Source organism: Catenovulum sediminis, assembly GCF_007289895.1.
Taxonomy (GTDB): domain Bacteria; phylum Pseudomonadota; class Gammaproteobacteria; order Enterobacterales; family Alteromonadaceae; genus Catenovulum; species Catenovulum sediminis.
Genome location: NZ_CP041660.1, coordinates 3,525,580 through 3,546,848 on the forward strand (window position 1 = coordinate 3,525,580; position 21,269 = coordinate 3,546,848).

The following is a 21,269-nucleotide window of genomic DNA, read 5'->3' on the forward strand; positions in this document are numbered from 1 at the left end:
GAAACACAATGATTGGTAGAGATGATCAGCGTTCTTATTACCGTATGCTAGTGAATGCCGACTGCCTAGTGGTTGTCAATTCAATAGAAACGCCGCAAGAATACAACGCAATCTGTCGAGATTTAAGCGCAAATGGGATGGCGGTTGAATTAGATGAATCGATAGATGTCGGCAAGGAAGTCAGTGTCAGAATCAGTTCTGCCAGTGAACAAATCCCATCATTAACAGCGAAAGGTAAAGTTTTGCGTTGTGCACCTGAAACATCTAATAGTTTCATTTGTGGCATAGAAATAATTGATATGGCGTAATTTTAATAGACGTTCAAATGAATTAGGTTAAATGAATTCGATAGATGGGCCTGACAAGGCCTGACTATTATTGCTATCCCGTCAATTATTGCTGTAAGTAACGACATTGTTTTTTAACCCGTTTTCACTTTAGTCACTCATAACAAATAGGGATAGATTATTTTGTGTAGGATGCATTTACGTTTAACTTTTTTGTTCTTTTTGTGTTTTATTCCCACGAGCTTTGCTGAAGGCTTTAGGTGCAAAACTGGTCAGTTTATTAAAACGGGCGATACGGTAAAAGACGTTATTGCTAAATGCGGCAAACCGGACGATAAATCCTTCAAATATGTCGAAGTGGTAAAGAGAGATAAAGTAAAAAAGCTTAAACAAATTATTTGGATATACAAACCTGGCAAATTTCAATTTGAACAACACCTGACGATATATAACCGTAAAGTAACAGCCATTGAACGTGGTGCTAGAATTAAATAGTTTAAGCGCACAAAACAAACCATCACTTATAAAACATAATATTTAATATCCGATAATGTATATTATGTTAAATGTGGTGTTTTGAAATCAGAGTTAAACATTCTGCTTACCCCGTTTATACCACTTACACCGTTTACACCAGCATAAAGCTTTTATGTAACCCATGTTACACTGTGTCATGATTAAATTTTTTCACGTCATGCATTTTTGCGTTGTCGCTATTTGTTCTTTGAGTCAACAGATAAAAAAGCCTTGTACCAAGGGCGTGTTGATCTTTCGTGTAAGTTTTTTAAACAGCATAACGAGTTGGTATAATTTGCTTCGCCAAAAAATAAAAATACAACTCGCTATGCCAAGCGCCGGAATATCCTGTTCTGTGGGTATTCCGCTACCTTAGTATACAAGGTATACAAGGCTTTTCTTTTCTTTATTTAATCATTACTGGCGCAGTTTTACCTACAACACCCGCAACATCTATGGTTGCAATGTTAATGTCAGTCGCGTTTAACAGTCGTTTATCCTTGATAAGGATATACTCAGAATACGCCAATGCGGTATCTGTCGAAATTTCTTTACCTTGTGGCGTGAGCGCTGTTATGCGATAACCTGTTGCGCCTGCGACGGGTTTTATTCTTAACAATACATAATCAGTGGCTTTGATCATATTTGCATTTTTAGGGGGTGAAATACCTTGCTCACTACGCAGCTCTACACGATGTTCATCCGTCCATTCGCTGTCGACACTGCCGGTGACTAACCTGCGCATACGGAAATAATGCGGTTTACCTTCTTCAATCGCAGGAATACGAGTTGCACCTTTTACATTCAGTAAAAATTGCTCAGTGTAATGCCCCGATGCTAAACCATATTGGATCTCATAACGAAAATCTTTTCGGTGTACACTAAAGCCGACATGAAATGCATCCTTTTTGCCTTTAACTTCCCATATTATGGGCGGTAATTCATCCGGTTTAGTATTTATCTCACCAAGCTTAACAACTGAGTGCCCTTTCGCATTAGTCGCTCGCAATTCAAGGTTATAGTTAATACCCGATACGATGTTATTTATTTCTGCAAAATCATTAATAGTGGATTTACCTAAGATTTTTTTACCATCTGGCGCAATTGCAACAAGTTGATGCTCAGTTGCTAATGACGATTTTTCAAAGGTAACGCGCACTGTCCCTAGTGATGAATAAACGCTTTTTACTTTAGGTTTTGCAGGCGGCTGAGCAACATGTGCAACCTCTTTTAACACAAAACCGGATGCGTCTAATAAGCTTACATTTAGCTTTGCAAAATCAGCAGTCGTTTTTATTGTACGTGCAAAAGTATCGTCACCGGGTGTAATTGTAGGTAATTCAATAACACCTGCATCCAATAACGTGCCATCAGCTCGCTCAGCTGCCCAAGCTACCCGGTAGTTTCGCATGATAAAAGCCGGAAAAGTGTTCCATGTTCTGGGCGTTATTTTTAATACAAACCCATTATTTTGCGTATCTAATTGCATATTCTCAATGGGTGCATAAAAGTCTTGAATGCGTTTAAATGAGCGTTTCTTTTGACGATAAGAAGTTAACACGCCCCAGGCTCGGTTTTGCGAAAAATCTGTTGTCCACGACGCTTTTTCATCTATCCAGTCACTTCGGTAATCGCTGAACGCAAAGTGAGACATGCCAATCAGGTAAGGATATTTGTGTAGTGAACCAAATAGCGCTTCTGGATCTAAAGTTGATTCATTCGGGTCAACGCCATCAAGTTTGGTACCTATTTCCGAGAAAAATATCGGTTTGTTCGGATGATATTCATGCACAACTTTTAAACGTTCTTCATGATCGCCATATTTATTAAATAGCACCATGTCTGAAAATTGGGTCGGGTCACTTTCCTGATAATCTGCTGAATATGAAATATATACCCCAAGACGCGTTGGATCTAATTGTTTTGCATGCTCAATGGCGCCTGATACGTACTCTAATACTTTTGGATTTTTCTCAAGATCGCCAATTTCATTACCCACACTCCATGCAATGACAGACGGATGGTTATAATGGTCATCCACTAAACGACGTAACCACTCTTTTGGTAAAGGATTATCTGGGTCGACCAGCCTGTCTTTTCCCCAAAGCCCGACTTCTTCTATTAAGAGAAATCCGACTTCATCTAAATAGTTAACATAATCTTTTGGCAAGATGGGGCCAGATAAACGCGCCAAGTTTCCATTGAGTGATTTTAATAAATCAACGTCCTCTTTAATTCTGGATAATGGCAAAGCGTTACCGTCAAACCGGTCTTCCGGTACCATATTAAACCCGTTTAAACGCACTTGCTCACCGTTTAAATACAATCCATTTTTATCCACTTCAATTTTACGAATACCAAATCTGTCCGTTAATCTATGAATAACTTCGCCGTCTTGCATTAATGATGCTTCGATATAGTAAAGGTTTGGATCGTTAAAATGCCACAACTTAACTTGTTCCGCCGTCAGCTTTAACTTGTCTATAAAGACTGTCATTTCGGCAGGTGATACTGGTTGCTGTATGCCATTTTTGTACTCTAAAACCGGCTGGCTGTTGCGAAGAATGCGGATATTAACGCTCAAAGGTTGCGTATCTTCTATACTAGAAACTTTCGTTTTGATGTCTAAAGAGGCTGTGCCGGTTTGTAGGTTTGGAATAGCAGTTACATAAACGCGCTCTATGCGTGTTTTAGGTGAAATCTCAAGCGTGACCGGTCGGCGGATGCCACCCCAATTCCATACCGCACCGCGTTTAAAACGGTTATTTACACGAACGACTAAGTTATTTTGTTGGCCGTATTTTAATTTGCTGGTTATATCAAAGTTAAAGGATAAAAAACCTAACTTGTTTTCACCTAAATATTCACCATTTAACCATACTTCAGAATCGTGGTAGACACTTTCAAATACTAACCGAATTTGATTTTCAGACCATTTTGCGTTTGGCTCAAACGTGTGGTGATACCAAGCGGTCCCAGTATAGTCGTTGTACCTGTCATAAGTATCCCACACCCCTGGAACGTCAATTCTATCCCAACGGGTTTTATCTATAGAATTTGTAAACCAGTTTTCATCTTTCCCTTTATTGTACGGATCTACTTTAAACCCCCACTGCCCCGCTAACGAAATATGGTTGGTTTCTTTCACTGGCAATTCTGCACTCATATTTGGCGGTGAATTGATTAGGCTACAGGCGTTAAGCGCCAATAGGGTTAATATCCATCCCCCTGCGTAAATAAAACGAAAACAAGTTTTTATCATTATTTTTCTCCAGTTAGTTAACTCTACACAAGCTATTGTTATAAACAGCGCGGTATGACACTAACTGCGAAAATTTTATGTTTGTTCTGTTTTTATTATCCCTGAAAATGAACGGGCGTCACGTTGTTCTAATACCGCATGTACTTCTGCCAATATTGACAATGCAATAGATTCAGGTAAGTCACCGCCTAAATTTAACCCAATCGGGCCACTGACTGGTTTGGTTAAGGTACTTATAGATGCACAATTCAGTACTTTTTGTTTACGATGTTCAGGCCCCAGTAAACCAATATATCTGGCACTGGAATTTTGTAGTGTTTTAAGTGCTTGTGCATCAAAAGAAATATTGTGTCCCATAATGACAGCCGCATCTATATTATTTAATAGCGGGTGTGATTTTAAAGTTTCAGCAGATTGACGAATGATGCGTGTTGCTGCCGGAAAATATTGAGCTCTGGCGTTGTTGGTACGATCATCGATTAAGGTAATTTCCCAACCTAAAGTACCCGCCATCGCGACCAATGGTCTGGCATCAATGCCTGCGCCAAATATTGCGATATGTGGGATTGGATTCAGCTCTATCGTTAAAGCTGAATCCAATTCATCAGATGTATTTGCCACTAGGTTAGTTTGGTCTGGGGCATTTAAGTTAAGTTGATAATATGTTTTTTGTCGGGCTTGCAATAATTCTAATACAAGCGGTAGTTGATGATATTGATTCTGTTTATTTAATGGTTGTAATAGGATGCGCACCATACCGCCACAACCAATGCCTAATTCCCAACTGATATCGTCTTCTTCTCGCATGTCGTATTGAATGACAATTGCCTGATTGGTATCCATTACTTTTTGCGCTTGTCGCATAATATCCGCTTCTAGGCAGCCGCCACTGAGTAAACCAAAGTATTGGCCTAGGTTGTTGATAAACAACATTGCACCCGTTTTTCGATAAGATGAACCTTGTGTTTCAATGATTGTGCCCAGCACCCATTGATAATCATTTTTGTGTTCAAACCAATTATTTATTAGATTTGTTAATTGGTTATTCATACTTCTCTCCGTTAGTGACTTGGACTTGATGGTAAACATTGACTATAAACATTAACTGGAAACATTAACAACGCAAAAAAGGGCTTCAAACGAAGCCCCTTTTATATTCAAGGTTGGCGATTTAAAATTAGTGCGCTAATTCTAAAATACCCCAAACTTCTAAGTTATTTACCGTAACGACAGCATCACCTTCGGCGTTTGTCGAAACACTTAGGTTGGTACTGGTACCATCCGGTAAGTGTAATGTCGCCGATGTTACTGTATCCGGGAAATAACCTTGCGGAATTGCCACTTCTACGCCATTTAATGTTGGCGTTACGCCGCCTGCAAATGGACGATTAACCAAGTGCACAACATATGGCGCATTTGCATTGGTTTCATGAATGCGAGATACCGCAGATACTGTTTCGTTAGAAACACTACCATTGATACTGACATCAATTTCGATACTGCTTAAAGTACCGCGCTGGCCAATATGTCTTACTTTGCTACCTTGTGCATCTAATATAGCTTGTTGTTCAGCGGTTAAGTATTGTTGATCACCATCGAAGAAGATATGTTCGAATTTATCAAAGTCTTCAGCTCGTGGGACAACCGGATAACCCGCATCACCAAACACCAATAAATCAAAGTTAATATTATCTTCAGTCAGTAATTTAACGCTTGATTGAATTTGGTTACCACCATCAATAAAGCCCGCTTTCATCGATGAGAACATCGCGTGCACAAGACCTACTTTTGAATATGAGGTATAACCGTCTAACAAGTCTGCTTGCGCGCGTACAAACTGGTAAATATCACGATAGTTATCAGCGCCCGGAGACCAAGTCCAAACTTCACCACCAACCCAAACATTAGCAGGAATCGAGAATAAACCACCGTAAGCATAAGCTTGCGCGACCCAACCACGGCCAAAACGCGGTGCGTCTTGCAAACGAAGTTCGTCAAACTCCCAAGGATACGGGAAATATGCTAACGTTTTATCTACTGCCTGTGCACCTTTTAAGTGTACAAGGATATTGGTTGGTAGTTCAGAGATAGTGGTTCTCGCACCTAAGTTGAGCTCGCCTGACAAAAAGGTGATATTCTCGTTAAATATATAACCACGAGATTCAAACAAATGTGTGCTCGCACCAATTTCTATGTCTGGACGTTGCTGGCGAATATAATCTAATACTTCACCAAATTTTTGATTCCATACATCACGATTAAAATAAATGAAATCTTCAAGTAATGGTACGTTGCCAGATAATGTATCTGCGGCATTCATGAATGATTGATGTGTCACACTGGCATTTAACAAGTGCTGTTTGTAATCAAACGTTTGAATATTATTAATACCCATATTGGCCAACTCGTTACTACTGTATTTTTTATCTAACCAAATGCGGAAGTTTTCCATGGCATATGGCGAGAAATCACCACCAAAGGTACGCATGTCGGTCGAACGGGTTGAGTTGGTTTGTGTATCAAACATCAGCTTGTCCGGATCTGCTTTTAATATTTGATCAACTTGGGATTTCATAAATGGTACAAATGCTGGACTATGATTACTTAACCAGTGATTGTTATAACCATTGTGCGATAAGTAACCCATAAAGGTCATGCGAACATTACGATCATCCAGTGTTTGTACATAATGTGGCTGAGGATTTGTCACATATTCTGTAAACCAGCCATACCCCCAATCGAATTCGCCGCGAGCTGTGTATTCAAAACCTTCACTTTGGAATGTATCTACAACATTAACTGCCCAATCCATAATAACGGTTTCGTCATAAAAGTCATGCTCTGGCGGATGTCCCCAAAACGCACCCGTTGCCCCAAAGTCGTCAAAACCTTCTAGTTCACGGTTTTGTGGATACGTATACCAAACATCTGATTTTAATACCTTTTTATGTTGTGGTATTGCAACTGGCTTTTTAAGATGCGTTATTTGCGTTTTAGGTCCTTCGACTTCAGCTACATAGTGATCGTTCGGATTATAGTGACGTTCAGGGACATATGAAACATCACCTACACGGGTTATCCGTAGTTTATCACCGCTCCACTGCCAATCAGATCCACCAATTGCTTCTACGCGTAAACTCGCTTGGCCTGATTGGTCAACTACAAAGTATCCACCATAAAGCTCAACTTCCGACGCAATATCCCAACTGCCTGTTTCGGCAAAATAGCCCCATGCGACGGGTTCACCATTTACATCTACACGTGCACCGTAACTACCTGCACTAGCCGCTGAGTAGGTGAAAAACGCTCGGTAGGTACCGGGCTCTGCAAAGGTTATGTTGTAGTCACCATAATCACCATTAGTGACCCAGTTCACGCCAGTTGCTGTTACGCCAAACCCTTCAACACTATCGCCACCAACGCGGCCGGTTGTACCTGTATTAACGAAGTCTTCTAGTTCAACAATCAAATCACCTTCTTGTGGTGGACTTGGATTGCCTGTTACTTCACCTTCGGATGTAAAAATGTTTTCGCTTAATTGCGATGGATGAACAAAGTTTGTTCCGCCATTAATGTCGATCCCAAAACCAATGCCATCAACGGCACCACTGCCACCATCTGCATTACCGATGCGAAGTTCAAACGCATGCGTACCCGGTGTTAGATTAAGATCTTGAGTTTGAGAAGAATTTTCCCAACTGTCATTTGAAAGTACTAGATTACCATCAATGTACAAACGAACACTATCATCGATATGTTCATAAAATGAAATATGGCCATCGGCATCGTAAATGACACCGGTATAAATTTCCGTTGTATTGCCTTTAATTGAATCTTCGGTTTGGCTTAAGGTAGTTGTGCGTTCCCAGTTAGGGTTTGCATCTGATTCATTCATTGCACCAGAAACTTCACCATACATTAAACCTGCAATGCCGCCGCTGCCGTTATCACCGCCGCTGCCGTTATCACCACCGCTGCCGTTATCACCACCGCTGCCGTTATCACCGCCGCTGCCGTTATCACCACCGCTGCCGTTATCACCACCGCTGCCGTTATCACCGCCACTGCCGTTATCACCGCCGCTGCCGTTATCACCGCCACTGCCGTTATCACCGCCGCTGCCGGTTTCTCCGGATATATAACTAAGCGTTAGTGTATCTGCGTTCCACTGCCAATTCGCGCTACCAAAACTTTGTAATCGTACCGTGTAAGTACCGGGCGTTGGTATAATAATGTCGCCACTGAGATCAAAGTCGACATAGTTATCCCAGCCTCCCGTAGAGGTCAGTAATGATGACGCGGCAACCGAATTATCCATGATAATTTGTGCACCGATTTGACCCGTCATAGGTGAACCAGCTGCCAGTGTCGCGTTGTATGTACCCGCTTCAGTAAAATTTACTGTATAGTCGGCATAATCGCCTACCGTATTAAAATTTATACCTGAGTTTGTTACACCAAAACCGACTATGGTATCTCCTGAAACAGCTGCTCCTTCTTTGTCTGTAAAGATAAAGTTTTCTAGGTTAATAACAATATCGTCTACATCAACTGGCGTTTCAGGCTCAAGAGGTACGACTTGTGTTAAAGAAAAAGACTCCATGTTCCATTGCCAAGTCGAACCAATTGCATGTAAGCGAATCGTTGAAGCACCTGCTGGTAAGGTTACAGAGTGGCTGGGTTTGAGAGGCTGGAAATCATCCCAACTGGTTAACGGAACGGCGACTGTACCTTGACTGTCCCAAGTACCATTAGTATTAACAAGCACTTCAATACCAGGACCAGACTGAACACTGGTACCGACTAAATACTCAATGTCATATTCGCCCCCTTCAGCGTTAATATTAAAATCGACAAAATCACCCGCGTTAACAAAGTTAATCGCGTTTTGTCCATTTACGCTGTATATCGTGACTGGAGTGGGTTGGCCGTCGTCATACGTACCGCCAGAGTTATCAAATGATTCAGCTTGCAAGACTATAGTCTCTGCATGTGCTTTTGTGCCAAGTAAAGCCAGTGAAAGCGCAATACTAGAGCTCAGCAGAGAACGTTTAGTTTTAAACATCTTACTCTCCAAAATAATGTTGTGTTATGTAAGTGGTGCTTACTGACGTGTATATTTTATTATCAATTCAATCTACTCCTTGCTGATAATGACGTCAGAAAGTTTGTTGATTGATTACAATCTGTAATCAGCAAAAAAGCAGTAACGTTTTTCATAAGGTATAAAACGGTCACCGCAGTTGAAAATCAATGACCAGCTAGCTTTCACTAACATCGTTGTGTATTCATTGATAATTCATTTAATTTGCATAGTTAGAGTAGAATAATTATTTAAAAAGAACAATGATGTTTACTTAACTTTTTACTAACAATTATTTAAGTTGTTGTTTTTTATATTATAAAAAATATTCAAAACCTTTTTGTTTTGGTTTAAAGGTAACTGTTAACAATGTTCTGTATTGAATTGATGGTTGATTATTGTCTTTTTATTCGGGTGGTTGGCACAGCGGGTAATAATAAATGCGGTTTATAATATGAGCCGTTGGAACAACCAAAGTAAAGCTAAATGGCTCTGCTTTACTTTGGCTCAGTGGTTGAAATCGCAGGTGTTAAACAGTTAAGTACTGGTTTAATGGCAACTCGCGGTAGCGTTTGCCTGTTGCTGCAAAAATCGCATTGGCTAAACTCGGTGCAACCGGTGGAACACCCGGTTCACCGACACCACCCGGGTATGCGTCACTTTGCATAATTTCTACCTGTATGGGGGGGCATTGCCGCATTCTTAAAACTGGATAGTCGTGGAAATTTGATTGGGTCACTGCGCCGTCTTTAATGTCTATGCGTCCCATCAACGCCAAGGATAAACCAAATATCATCGCGCCCTCTATTTGCGAGTGGACTCTATCTGGATTGACCGCAACACCGCAGTCAATCACAGCGTGCATTTGCAATACATCTAACTTGCCATCTTGTACTTTAACTTTACTGGCGACACCAACATAACTGACAAAACTTCGATGAATCGCTAACCCCCAAGCCTGGCCTTGCGGTAATGGTTCGTCGAAGTTAACCTGCTTTTCTAGCTTATCTAACACTTTTTTGAAACGTTTAATGTTGATCGGGTGCTTTTCTAAACTTTCATCATAGTTGGCATAGCCTTTAAAGCCATAATCGTCTGGTGGATTCACAAACCTGTCTGCTGCGTACAGTTGACGTAAATATTTATGCGTTGGAATGCCATTAGCATGTGCCAACTCATCTACGAAGCTGTGTAAAGCAAAAGCATGTGGAATATTACTAACTGAGCGCAACCAACCTATCCGCACTGGATTTTGATAGCCAGATGATTCACTTTGTAAGCTTTCAAGCTCAAACGGAATGTCATTAAAACCCAGCGAAAGTTCAACATCTAACATCTCTTCTGTCGTCGGCGCAAAAGTTGTTTTAATACTGGGCATCACCGAGCGTTGTTGCCATGCGGTGATATTCGCGTTTTTATCTACGCCCGCTTTTATATATGCAGTTGCCCCCGCATGAAAGTACCCGGCTCGCAAATCATCTTCTCTTGTCCAGACTACCTTTACGGGTTTACCGGTTTTCTTTGATAAATAGACCGCTTCGGCGACAAAGTCAGCTTTTGATTTTCGCCCAAAACCACCACCCAGCAGTGTTACATTTACTTTGATTTGTTCTGGCTTCAATCCGACTAAACCCGCTACATTATCCATAACTGCTTGTGGGTTTTGTGTTGCTGCCCAGATTTCACAGCTGCTATCTGTAACATAAGCGCTTGCTGCCGGTGGCTCCATTGGTGCATGTGCTAAAAATGGTGTTTTATAAGTGGCTTCTAAAATTTTATTCGCTTTGGCAAACCCAGCTTCAATGTCGCCTTTTTCTGCACTGCGTTTGGCTGGACTTTGCGCGATTTTTGCCATATCAGCAAATGCACTTTCACTTTCGAAATCTTTATTTTCGCCCAAATCCCATTCAATTTTTAAAGCTTTGCGTCCTTGATTGGCCGCCCATGTATTGGTTGCGACAACGGCAACACCACTACCTGCGCTAAATACCACAGGTTTCACTGTGTCGGGCATATTTATTACATCGACAACACCAGGAACGGCTTTAGCTGCGCTGGCATCAAAAGATTTTACCTTTCCGTAAAGTACAGGACAGCGCTCAATACTTGCGACTAAAAGTCCATCTAGTTCAAAGTCAATACCAAAGACTGCTTGACCTGTTGTCATATCATGCAAGTCAACAATAGGTACAGGTTTGGTGATGTATTTAAACTCATCACTGCTTTTGTATCTAAGGTTGGCAACATCAGGCACAGCTTGACTGGCGGCTAGTTCAGCTAAATCGCCATAATTCAGGCTGTTACCATTTGTCAGGTTATATACTTTATGTTGTTTTGCTTGAACTTTAGATAAGTCAACTTGCCAGTATTGAGCGGCCGCTTGTTCTAACATAGTGCGCGCCGATGCGCCTACTTCACGTAATTTAGAGTAAAATTTGCGAATACTCGTAGAGCCATCTGTATTCTGGCTACCGTACTCTTTATTACCTAGACCTTGAATAACGTTAATCTTTTCCCAGTCAACATCAAGCTCTTCAGCGATGAGTTGAATAACGCCAGTTTTAGCTCCCTGCCCCATTTCTGAGCGGTGGTTAACAAGGTCAACTCGGTTATCCGGTCGGATCGATACAAAAATATTTAACTGCTGCGGGCCCGTATTTTTAATAAAAGGCGTATTTGAAGATTCTCCAGTGCTAGAACATCCCAGTAATAAACCACTACCAGCTATTCCTGTTAGGGTTAAAAACTCACGTCTATCCAATTTAAAGGTATTCATTATTTAACTCCTTTATTTTGGCTCATTACTGTTGATGCATCTTTTATAGCTTGTTTAATTCTTGGATAAGTCCCACATCGACAGATATTGCCAGACATTGCATTGTCGATGTCTTGATCGCTGGGTGTTGGATTATTATGTAATAGATTTAACGCCGACATTATTTGCCCCGACTGACAGTAACCACATTGGGGGACATTATTTTCTCGCCACGCGATTTGAATTGGGTGATTGCCGCTTTCATCAACACCTTCAATTGTTGTTATGTTTGCATCTTTAGCAACGGCAACCGGTGTTATACATGAGCGCATCGCATGACCATTAACATGAACAGTACAAGCACCACATTGACCTTTTCCACATCCAAATTTAGTACCTTTTTGGCCGAGTAAATCTCTCAGCACCCAAAGCAAAGGCATTTCGTCCGGGGCATCTACTTGATGAGTTTGCTTATTAATTTTCAGTTCCATATTTTAGTCTCATGTTTTTGCTAATCTCAAAATACAATACCTATTGTACCATGTGTATTGTTTACAATTATTCCATACAATAACGTTTTGTAAGTATAGTGTAAAATGATAGTTGTTAAACATGCTAAAAATTGAGTTGTACGCTTTTGCTTTAAAAAATCCATTAAGTATTTGGAGTCTCTATTCTTTATTAACGTTCTTTATTAACGAGCTTACTGTGGGGCAATTTAACGCGCAATAAAAACAACATAATTTATCAAGCAGTCGCTATACTTATAAAAAACTGACGGCGGTATTTAATGTGGATTTAAATCAAATCAATCAATTTTTCTCATTTGTATTATTTAGCTTTAATGAATATCAGGTCACGCTTGGACAAATCTTACAAGTGCCTGCATATCTTTTTCTGGCATGGTTTATCGTTACACGTATTGGCATTCTTATTCGTAAAATCCTCACCAAGCGTCATGTCAATGCGGATGCAGTTCATTTGTTTACGCGCATATATTTAGTTATCACCATTGCCATTTTGTTGATTACCACCATGGAAGTGCTAAATATACCCATTACAGCTTTTGCATTTGTATCTGGCGCAATTGCAATTGGTGTTGGCTTTGGTGCACAAAACATTATCAATAACTTTATAAGTGGCTGGATCTTAATGTGGGAACGGCCTATACGAATTGGTGATTTTTTAGAGGTGGGGGATGCTAAAGGTGTAGTTGAGTGCATTAACACACGCTCTACCCTGATAAAACGAAGTGATGGTGTTTCAATGTTAATACCAAACAGTTTCTTGTTAGAAAATACTGTGGTTAACTGGACACTGATAGATAAAAAAGCACGATCATTTGTACGTGTGGGGGTTGCTTATGGAACAGATGTAATATTAGCAACGTCTCTATTAAAAAAAGCTGTCAATGAGCATACTGTCATTATGCAAACGCCTGAGCCTGCTATTATCTTTGAAGATTTTGGAGATAATGCGCTAATTTTCGATATTATGTTTTGGACCGAAGCCAGTTCGTCTCAGCAAGTTCGTGTGGTTAAAAGTGATTTACGATATCGAATATATGAGTTGTTTGCAGAAAATGAAATCACTATAGCTTTCCCTCAAAGAGATATTCATTTAGATGGTACAGTTAATATACATACGACATCGGAATAACTTATTGCCTTTCAATCTGAAACCATTCATGACTGAAACCGTACCTATTATAAAAACAAAAAGGAGTTAAATATGTCTGATAAAACTTATACCCCACCTAAAGTTTGGCAATGGGAGCAAGGTAATGGTGGTCAGTTTGCCAATATTAACCGCCCTGTTTCTGGTGCTACCCATAAAAAAGAATTACCCGTTGGTAAACACCCTATTCAGCTTTATTCGCTGGCGACACCGAATGGGATAAAAGCCACAATAATGTTAGAAGAGCTGTTAGAAGCCGGTGTCACAGATGCAGAATATGATGCGCATTTAATTAAAATATTAGATGGCGATCAATTTAGTTCTGGTTTTGTTTCAATCAACCCCAATTCCAAAATACCGGCTATGGTGGATAAGAGTGACGGCACTGAAATTCCAGTCTTTGAATCTGGCGCTATTTTGCTCTATTTAGCTGAAAAGTTTAATCGCTTTATACCCGAAGATACCTTAGGTCGGGCTAAGTGTTTGTCTTGGTTGTTCTGGCAAATCGGTACCGGTCCTTTATTAGGCGGTGGGTTTGGGCACTTTTATAATTATGCGCCCGAGAAATATGAATATCCGATCAACCGTTTCACGATGGAAGTAAAACGACAACTTGATGTATTAGATAAACAACTGGCAGACAAGCAATATATCTGTGGTACTCACTATACAATTGCCGATATCGCTTGTTATGCATGGTATGGCACATTGGTTGAAGGCAAGTTGTACGAGGCTGCAGAGTTTTTACAGGTAGAGAGTTATAAAAATGTTGTTAGATGGGCTAAAGAAATTTGTCAGCGCCCCGCCGTTATCCGAGGCCGTAAGGTTAACCGAACCTGGGGTGAACCAGAAGAACAATTACACGAGCGTCATGATGCCAGTGATTTTGCAACTAAAACTTTAGATAAATTGTAAGTGTTGTATTAGTGTAATAGCGAGTGTACTCACAAGCTTTTTTGTAGGCGCTTTGATTTAATCAAGCGCCTTAGGACGAATTGGCATTAGCAATGCCAGTATTGCTTGGCCTGAATTAGACCTGAGTTAGAACCTAAAAATATCAAGAAAATGTGACAGGTAACATTTTTCAAGTTGACCGTTAAATAATAAGCACTAAACCCATTAACAACATCATCAAATTTTCGGTAAAACTTACAAAACCTAAAGGCACGTTTGAGTTACCACCCACACAGGCGCAATTCAAATCTTTTTTATCAATGTAGACTGCTTTAATAATAGAAATGCCGCCAACTGTACCGATAAAGATAGCAATAAAGGCAACGGCAATCGGCAGTATTTTAGCCAGTAACCCTAAACCTACGGCAAGTTCTGCAAAAGGATAAATTTTGGCATATATTGGTACAGGTTTAGCAAGTAAATCGTACTGTTTAAAGCCCTCTACAAAGGCTTGAATATCCATTAGTTTAAGACAGGCTAAGACACATAAAGAATATCCCATAAAGCCGCGTAAAGCAGTTTCAGTGGCAATCGCCATTAATAGTGTAATAGAAAAGATAGCGATAACAGGCAAGTATGGATTTAATTTAGAGCTTTGTTTTGGCAAAACATTAAAATACTCAGCTAACTCTTGGTAGCCGCCTATCCGCTTGTTGCCGATAAAAATTTGTGGTGTAGTTTTTACTTTATGTGTTTCTTTAAATTCTATTTCTTCATCTTTGTCTTCGAACAAGTGATCTTGAAAATCTAACTTTTGTTTACGCAATAAATCGGCAGCACGTTGCCCATATGGACACATGCGTTTGCGGTAAATCGTTATTTCGGTTGCCATTTCAGATCCCTCCCATGCAGCTTATTAAATATCGATGCAGAGTTTATGTTAACACTGTTAAGAATGTAATCGCAAAATTAGCGGGTGTTTAGAAGTCTGTGTTACAAAAAATTGGAGTTTATCTTACGACAATTTAGTGTCCTAAGTGGATACCTAAGGGGATAAATTATCGCAAGACAAACGATTGTGCGTGAAGCTAACAGTTCACTGTCAGCTCACTACCAGTTTAAACGCAGATCCCAATTATACCTACTGTCTGCGTGTAATGGTGGCATGCTGCCATCTACTTCTTTTAGCACATTGGTTGCAGGCGTTATGGTTGCATCGCGACCAAATATAAAGCTTTGCTCTTGTACAATCGTAAAATAAGCTTTATTTAGTTTAAGTGCGCGTTCAGTACTGGGCATTATTAGCTGATATATATTGTCTAGCGCTGCAACTTTGTCTTTATTAACCTGCCCGTTATCGTTAAACCAAAGTGCAAGCATTTCTTTGTTTTGTCTAAATTCATCACCGCCGCGCACACGTTGCATGTAGGTTAAGTATTCGCCCTGCTCCTCGCCAACATTCGGAACATCTTTTATTGCTTTGAGGTTAATATAGCCCCATCCTTGCGCCCCTTCTACTTTTCTGGCAAAAGAAAAAGTTTGATCTATCGTCGAGCCAACTGTTTTGTGGCAGCCGTTGCAATAAGCTAATTCTTCATGCTGCTGGCGGCGCAGATCTCCGTTTTGGTCTTCAATAAAACCTTGTAATGCCCAACCAAATCCATTGCCTATGCCTTTGTAGCCAGCCGGTGTTGTAATGGGCAGATTTTCAAAGTGTTTCTCTTTAACTTCTTTGTAATACGCACTTTTTAATGAATCTCTATTGCGGAATCTATATTTACGCATATAACGTACTTCTTTCATGCGTTTTGATAACGTAATTTCTCCATTTTCATCAAAACCTAAATACCTGACCGTGTGTAATAATTCAGTGTCTTCAGGATATAACATTGAATACAAATCAACTGTTTTGGCATCGCCGACATAAGTTTCTTGTGACAGTACAGTGGAAATTTTGCTTAGCTTATTATCTTTATTTAAATCTACCTGAATAATATTCTCATCAATTTCTGGTACGCTTACTTGTGCTAAATCTTTTATCGCAATTTCTAGCAAAGCTAAATTAGCAAAATAAACATCGCGTCTGTATTGCCCTTCTATCTCTCTAAATTCTTTTGGTAGTCGTATCATTACGTCACCGGTAGAACCATTCGTTGGCCAAAAGGTACTGGGAAAGGGTTTGTAATTAAACGCTACCCAATGGCTACCATCTTTTGCTAAGCCATTTTCATCAAACGCTTTTTCAGCATTTTCTAAATCTTGTATCTCGGGCACAATACCTTGCCAACTCGTATCTTGTTTTAATTTTTCGATAAAGGGGGTGTAATTATCCTGCGCAATATAATTTTTAATTACATCATCTGATATTTTGGCAATGCTTTGTCTTCTGTCGACAAATAGATTCTTCCAACTATTACTTGCACCCACATCAGAAAATGCATACTCGCCCTGCAAAGCCCCGTCATTCATTGTATTTGGTCGTTTTTCGTCTTGATAAGTTTGATGACAGACGTAACAGGGATTATTCACACCTTCTGTTTTTGTGTAACATTGAGGTGGAATAACTGATTCAGGGTTAAATATCTCACCCTCTCTTAGATAAGCAGTTGCGGGATATTCTTGTTCTTTCGTTACACTTTCATCTACCGGTTTATTTTGAATGTTACTCTTTAAATTATCTGTAGAATGAGGATCTGTGCAAGCTTGCAGACAGAGTATGGCGATAAGTGATGTCACTAACTTATATGTTTTCATATTTTTATCTTTCTTTTTAAAGCGCAAAAAGGGCTGCAAATGCAGCCCTTTCAAAAAACGACTATTTTTATTAACGAGCAGCTTTAGGGTTATATAACCATAAAGTGTTGTTCGTTTGAGAGCCATCTTCACCAATCATGATGCGACCGTCGTCTAAAACCAATACGTTATCTGGTTGTGCAATTTCATTTACATTACACTTCATAGAGCCACTTACACCTGAGGTCATAGTTGCACCCATTAATACAGGTTCAATACGAGATACATTGTAATTTGCTTCTAAACGCATACGGTAAACACCACCACAATCTTTAACGCGTGTGTTTAGTTGAATGTCGCCTTGACCGTCTGTCATTGTGCTATCGATGTCTGATATTGCGAAATATACGTACGCATCCGTTACGTCTTCACCAGCAACCATATCAACACCTTCAACCGCTTCTAACGCACGGTTGTAGTTTACATTGATACCTTCAAGTTTACGGAACTCTGCCGTTGCGCCTTTCGCTTTAGCCGCTTGACGTGTTTCGATAAACGCAACTCGGTTATCCATAGCCATACCCGCAGTGGTTGCATTACCACCGTTTTCAATCGTTGGGTAATTGGTTTCACCTGCCGCCCATGCTTGCACATCAGCTAAAGTTAGGTATTTTTCTACGTATGCGTCACTGTCTGGTTCTGCTGCAATATTATCAAACTGCGCGACCCAAGCTTCGATATCGGCGTTAGTACCATGCGCTAGTTCAACCCAAGTTACGTCAAAACCTGTTACCAGTGGATCATTAGAGTTAGCATCTTGAGTTAACTTAGCTGCGTACAAAGTACCAGATGATAAATCTTGCGCTTGGTCAGCTACAAATTTCAATAACAAACCACCCGTATCATCCTGTGTGGTATAAACAGTGCGCTCATCAGGCATAACAACCGAGTTTTCATGCTCAACACGGCCTATTGTGAAATGTTTTACCGGAGTTGGTGTATCGCCTGCTGCATCTGTTACTTCTACGATGTAACCATAACGATATGGATTAGGGAAAACAGAATCACCATTTAAATAGCCATTTAAACCAGATTGAGCAAACGAGTCAGCGCGTGTATTCCAACCAGCAGACGTGCGGCCATTGTCGTCATCAATTGTCCACTCTTCTGATGTCAATGGTGTATTCCAAGGCGTAACAGAACCAAAACAGTTTGCTGCCGTACCATGCACGCTTGAGAAATCGATCATTTCAACATCTAAGATATCCCACTGATTATCATCGTTTTTCTTAAGCTGCATTCTACTCATGCCACCCGGAATATATTCCCAGTTGGTATACAAATAACCTTCATCTGTGCCCGTTTCGATGAAGCCGTTAAAGTCAGGCATATCTGTTTCAACCACTTTTTGTTGACCTTGGATATCCATGATAACGCCTAAACCATTTGGTAAAGTACCATCAAATGTATCACCATTTTGGCCCAATACGTGATATTCACCTGCTGCAACACGAACCGATTCCATTTCTTCTTGTGTTTGTGCAACTGGCAATGACGCAAAACTCATCGGTAACTTGTTGACATTGATACCATAAACCGCACCGACCGTACCACGGTTAATCACATCACCGTTGTGATCTTCTGTCGTGTTGGTGTCGTCTGGGTGTTGTACGTTGAAAAATAAATCACCTTCTGAAGTTACATATGCACCCGTTACTTCAGCACCTAAAGGTACAGTTGCAAAGCGCGTTAAGCCAATCGTTGAACTGCCAACGCCGGGTAAACCGTCTTGGCCGTCTACACCATCTTGTCCATCTGCACCGTCTTGCCCATCAATACCGTCTCTGCCCGGTTCGCCCTGCTCACCTTTTGGACCTTGCTCTTCTTCAAGGTCGCCTTCAATAGTACAAGCCGTCATCAAAGTGGATGCAAACAATGATGCTAGAATTGCTTTTGTAATTTTTGATTTTTGTAACATGTATGTCCCCGTGACTTTTCTAATAGTTAATTAAAAATCACGGGAAGAATGCAGGAGAAAAAAGTAGTTTTGTTTACAGTTTTTTTTAAGTCGTTAAGTTTAATAAAAACTTAATCTTTCGTATTATTAATCCAGTACAGACGCTTAATCTAAATCAGACAAAGGAAAACTGAATATGGGTGTTGTAAATTTATCCGTGCGCACGCGAGAAGATACTTTACCGCGCAACATAATTTCCTGCGTTTTTAGATCGACTAATACATAATGGCATTCTGAGATACCGTGGTACATATCGACGGCCAGTACACTGATTGAGGTGCTTCTTTCTGGTTCACTTAAATTAATGATCGGAAATGAAAAGCCAGCTTGATCTCTGTCCGTTCCAAGCGAAGTAAAAAATAAATCCAATTTATAATTCGCCGGTTGATAATCTATTAAGGTGTTTGCCTGATTGCCATCAACAAACTTAACTTTAAATGACTCTGCTAACTGGCTTTTAATTCGCGCTTCTGCGTAATTGACAACTTCGTTTTTAACGACAAAATGGCTTTCAATAAATATAGGTTGTTCAATTAATAACTGTAATGGCTCTTTCGCAAAACCTTTGGCTATTTCATTAATGCTGTAGGTCACCAGTCGCTGTTCCGTAGATCCCGAGAATTTCTCACCCGCTTGTCTTGTAGAGCAAGCCGATAATGTCAGAGTGACAAGTAATAAACATATGAGTGATTTAAACCTATCCATTTTTTAACCTTTGTACTTTTCCGAGCCATAAAACAAAAATGCCTGTAAAAACAGGCATTTTCAATATAATTTTGAAAAATTAACAGATTTTTATTTTTTCAAAATTGCGGCCACTGCATCTGCAATATAATCAACATTTGAAGATGAGATACCTGCAATATTGATACGGCTGCTACCCGCCATATAAATTGCATATTCGTCTCGAATGGCTTGTACTTGCTCTGGAGTAATCCCTAAGAAAGTAAACATACCATTTTGACGGTTGATAAAACTGAAATCTTCGTCAACACCTCGTTCGTGGATTTTATTCACTAGCATTGAACGTAATGTACGCATGCGAGCACACATCTCAGCAAGCTCACCTTTCCATTCGGTGGTTAACGCTTGATCTTGTAAAATGATACCGACTGCAGCACCACCGTATGAAGGCGGCATTGAATAAATTTCACGCGCTATATTAAGAACGTGCGATAAAGCTGCAGCTGCAAGCTCAGGTGTTTCGCTTACTGTTGTTATTAAACCAGTACGTTCACGGTATAAACCAAAGTTTTTAGAACATGAAGTTGCGATTAAAGCTTCTGGTACTTTGCTTAATAATTCACGTACGCCAGCTACGTCTGTATCTAAATCCTGACCGAAACCTTGATAAGCAATATCAATAAAAGGTAAAAAACCTTTTTCTAAAGCTAACTCGGTAATTTTACTCCACAACTCAGGTGTTAAATCTTCACCGGTTGGGTTATGACAACAACCATGTAATAACACCACATCATTCGGACCTAATTGCGCTAACGCTTCAAGCATTTCATCTGCTTTTAATGCGTTGTTTTTCTTATCGTAATAAGGATACTCAGCGTGGTCTAAACCTGTTGATTTTATGAGTGCAACGTGGTTTGCCCAAGTTGGACCGCTAACCCAAATTTTAGCATTTGGATTACTACGTTTAATTAACTGGAAACCTAATTTTAATGAACCTGTACCACCTGGCGCCTGAACACTTTCAACACGGCCAGAGCTGATTAATGGATTATCATTACCCAAAACCAGTTTTTCCATGCCATCTAAAAATGCCTGATTACCACGAGGCTGGATATATGATTTTGACGCTTCGGTATCTAATAGAATCTGCAGTGCTTTTTGCACGCTGGTCAAAATAGGCGTTTTGCCATCTTCTGTTTTATAAACACCAACACCTAAATCTACTTTCTTAGGGTTTGTATCTTGTTTAAATGCAGCAGCAATGCCCAATAACGGATCTGGCGGTAAAGCAGTTATTTGTTGAAACATGTAATGAGCTTCCTAATATTGTCTACTTAAAAATGAACTGCACATATAATACA

14 protein-coding genes are annotated in these 21,269 nt (G+C 40.1%); 4 read left to right on the top strand and 10 right to left on the bottom strand.

The window, feature by feature from the left end; genetic code table 11:
* Positions 1-8: 8 nt before the first annotated feature.
* Both FNT16_RS14920 and FNT16_RS14925 read left to right on the top strand, forming a co-directional pair.
* A complete protein-coding gene (locus FNT16_RS14920) occupies positions 9-308 on the top strand; it encodes a PilZ domain-containing protein (protein WP_143872326.1) in 300 nt (99 codons plus the stop codon).
* A 171-nt stretch (positions 309-479) separates the two neighbouring features.
* On the top strand, positions 480-782 hold the full coding sequence (locus FNT16_RS14925) for a DUF2845 domain-containing protein (RefSeq protein ID WP_143872327.1): 303 nt from the start codon (positions 480-482) through the stop codon (positions 780-782).
* Positions 783-1,209: 427 nt separating this feature from the next.
* Here the strand turns inward: FNT16_RS14925 and FNT16_RS14930 are convergent, their stop codons facing one another.
* The 5 genes from FNT16_RS14930 to FNT16_RS14950 form a co-directional block, all read right to left on the bottom strand.
* Positions 1,210-4,065: a glycoside hydrolase family 2 protein gene (locus tag FNT16_RS14930; RefSeq protein ID WP_143872328.1), complete on the bottom strand. Its 2,856-nt coding sequence runs from the start codon at positions 4,063-4,065 to the stop codon at positions 1,210-1,212.
* Positions 4,066-4,140: 75 nt separating this feature from the next.
* Positions 4,141-5,115, bottom strand: a complete 975-nt coding sequence (locus FNT16_RS14935; RefSeq protein WP_143872329.1) for an XdhC family protein — start codon at positions 5,113-5,115, stop codon at positions 4,141-4,143.
* 127 nt (positions 5,116-5,242) lie between these two features.
* Entirely contained in the window at positions 5,243-9,130 is a 3,888-nt protein-coding gene (locus tag FNT16_RS14940) for a hypothetical protein (RefSeq protein ID WP_143872330.1), read from the bottom strand.
* Between the two features lie 547 nt (positions 9,131-9,677).
* Positions 9,678-11,924 carry a xanthine dehydrogenase family protein molybdopterin-binding subunit gene (locus FNT16_RS14945; protein WP_143872331.1) on the bottom strand — a complete coding sequence of 749 codons (2,247 nt, stop codon included), beginning with the start codon at positions 11,922-11,924 and terminating at the stop codon, positions 9,678-9,680.
* Complete coding sequence (locus FNT16_RS14950) at positions 11,924-12,394, bottom strand: (2Fe-2S)-binding protein (RefSeq protein WP_143872332.1); 471 nt, start codon at positions 12,392-12,394, stop codon at positions 11,924-11,926. Before FNT16_RS14950 ends, FNT16_RS14945 begins: the two co-directional genes overlap by 1 nt.
* Before the next feature lie 301 nt (positions 12,395-12,695).
* On the opposite strand from FNT16_RS14950, the gene FNT16_RS14955 reads away from it, so the two are divergent.
* Positions 12,696-13,562 (top strand): mechanosensitive ion channel family protein, encoded by an 867-nt coding sequence (locus FNT16_RS14955; RefSeq protein WP_143872333.1) that lies wholly within the window; start codon positions 12,696-12,698, stop codon positions 13,560-13,562.
* A 72-nt stretch (positions 13,563-13,634) separates the two neighbouring features.
* Positions 13,635-14,495, top strand: coding sequence for a glutathione-dependent disulfide-bond oxidoreductase (gene yghU / locus FNT16_RS14960; RefSeq protein ID WP_143872334.1), 861 nt, complete (start codon positions 13,635-13,637; stop codon positions 14,493-14,495).
* 181 nt (positions 14,496-14,676) lie between these two features.
* Here yghU and FNT16_RS14965 read toward each other — a convergent pair whose 3' ends face one another.
* From FNT16_RS14965 to FNT16_RS14985, 5 genes are all read right to left on the bottom strand, one after another.
* Positions 14,677-15,366, bottom strand: coding sequence for a MauE/DoxX family redox-associated membrane protein (locus tag FNT16_RS14965; protein WP_143872335.1), 690 nt, complete (start codon positions 15,364-15,366; stop codon positions 14,677-14,679).
* Between the two features lie 218 nt (positions 15,367-15,584).
* Positions 15,585-17,228: a hypothetical protein gene (locus tag FNT16_RS14970; RefSeq protein ID WP_143872336.1), complete on the bottom strand. Its 1,644-nt coding sequence runs from the start codon at positions 17,226-17,228 to the stop codon at positions 15,585-15,587.
* 70 nt (positions 17,229-17,298) lie between these two features.
* A complete protein-coding gene (locus FNT16_RS14975) occupies positions 17,299-19,185 on the bottom strand; it encodes an alkaline phosphatase PhoX (RefSeq protein ID WP_143872337.1) in 1,887 nt (628 codons plus the stop codon).
* A 144-nt stretch (positions 19,186-19,329) separates the two neighbouring features.
* On the bottom strand, positions 19,330-19,929 hold the full coding sequence (locus FNT16_RS14980; RefSeq protein ID WP_143872338.1) for a hypothetical protein: 600 nt from the start codon (positions 19,927-19,929) through the stop codon (positions 19,330-19,332).
* Positions 19,930-20,019: 90 nt separating this feature from the next.
* Positions 20,020-21,216 carry an amino acid aminotransferase gene (locus FNT16_RS14985; protein WP_143872339.1) on the bottom strand — a complete coding sequence of 399 codons (1,197 nt, stop codon included), beginning with the start codon at positions 21,214-21,216 and terminating at the stop codon, positions 20,020-20,022.
* Positions 21,217-21,269 lie beyond the last annotated feature (53 nt).

What these genes read in the sequence shown, in the direction of transcription:
- FNT16_RS14920 (WP_143872326.1), top strand. Translation starts at nt 9, where the DNA reads ATGATTGGTAGAGATGATCAGCGTTCTTATTACCGTATGCTAGTGAAT.
- FNT16_RS14925 (WP_143872327.1), top strand. Translation starts at nt 480, where the DNA reads ATGCATTTACGTTTAACTTTTTTGTTCTTTTTGTGTTTTATTCCCACG.
- FNT16_RS14930 (WP_143872328.1), bottom strand. Translation starts at nt 4,065, where the DNA reads ATGATAAAAACTTGTTTTCGTTTTATTTACGCAGGGGGATGGATATTA.
- FNT16_RS14935 (WP_143872329.1), bottom strand. Translation starts at nt 5,115, where the DNA reads ATGAATAACCAATTAACAAATCTAATAAATAATTGGTTTGAACACAAA.
- FNT16_RS14940 (WP_143872330.1), bottom strand. Translation starts at nt 9,130, where the DNA reads ATGTTTAAAACTAAACGTTCTCTGCTGAGCTCTAGTATTGCGCTTTCA.
- FNT16_RS14945 (WP_143872331.1), bottom strand. Translation starts at nt 11,924, where the DNA reads ATGAATACCTTTAAATTGGATAGACGTGAGTTTTTAACCCTAACAGGA.
- FNT16_RS14950 (WP_143872332.1), bottom strand. Translation starts at nt 12,394, where the DNA reads ATGGAACTGAAAATTAATAAGCAAACTCATCAAGTAGATGCCCCGGAC.
- yghU (WP_143872334.1), top strand. Translation starts at nt 13,635, where the DNA reads ATGTCTGATAAAACTTATACCCCACCTAAAGTTTGGCAATGGGAGCAA.
- FNT16_RS14965 (WP_143872335.1), bottom strand. Translation starts at nt 15,366, where the DNA reads ATGGCAACCGAAATAACGATTTACCGCAAACGCATGTGTCCATATGGG.
- FNT16_RS14970 (WP_143872336.1), bottom strand. Translation starts at nt 17,228, where the DNA reads ATGAAAACATATAAGTTAGTGACATCACTTATCGCCATACTCTGTCTG.
- FNT16_RS14975 (WP_143872337.1), bottom strand. Translation starts at nt 19,185, where the DNA reads ATGTTACAAAAATCAAAAATTACAAAAGCAATTCTAGCATCATTGTTT.
- FNT16_RS14980 (WP_143872338.1), bottom strand. Translation starts at nt 19,929, where the DNA reads ATGGATAGGTTTAAATCACTCATATGTTTATTACTTGTCACTCTGACA.
- FNT16_RS14985 (WP_143872339.1), bottom strand. Translation starts at nt 21,216, where the DNA reads ATGTTTCAACAAATAACTGCTTTACCGCCAGATCCGTTATTGGGCATT.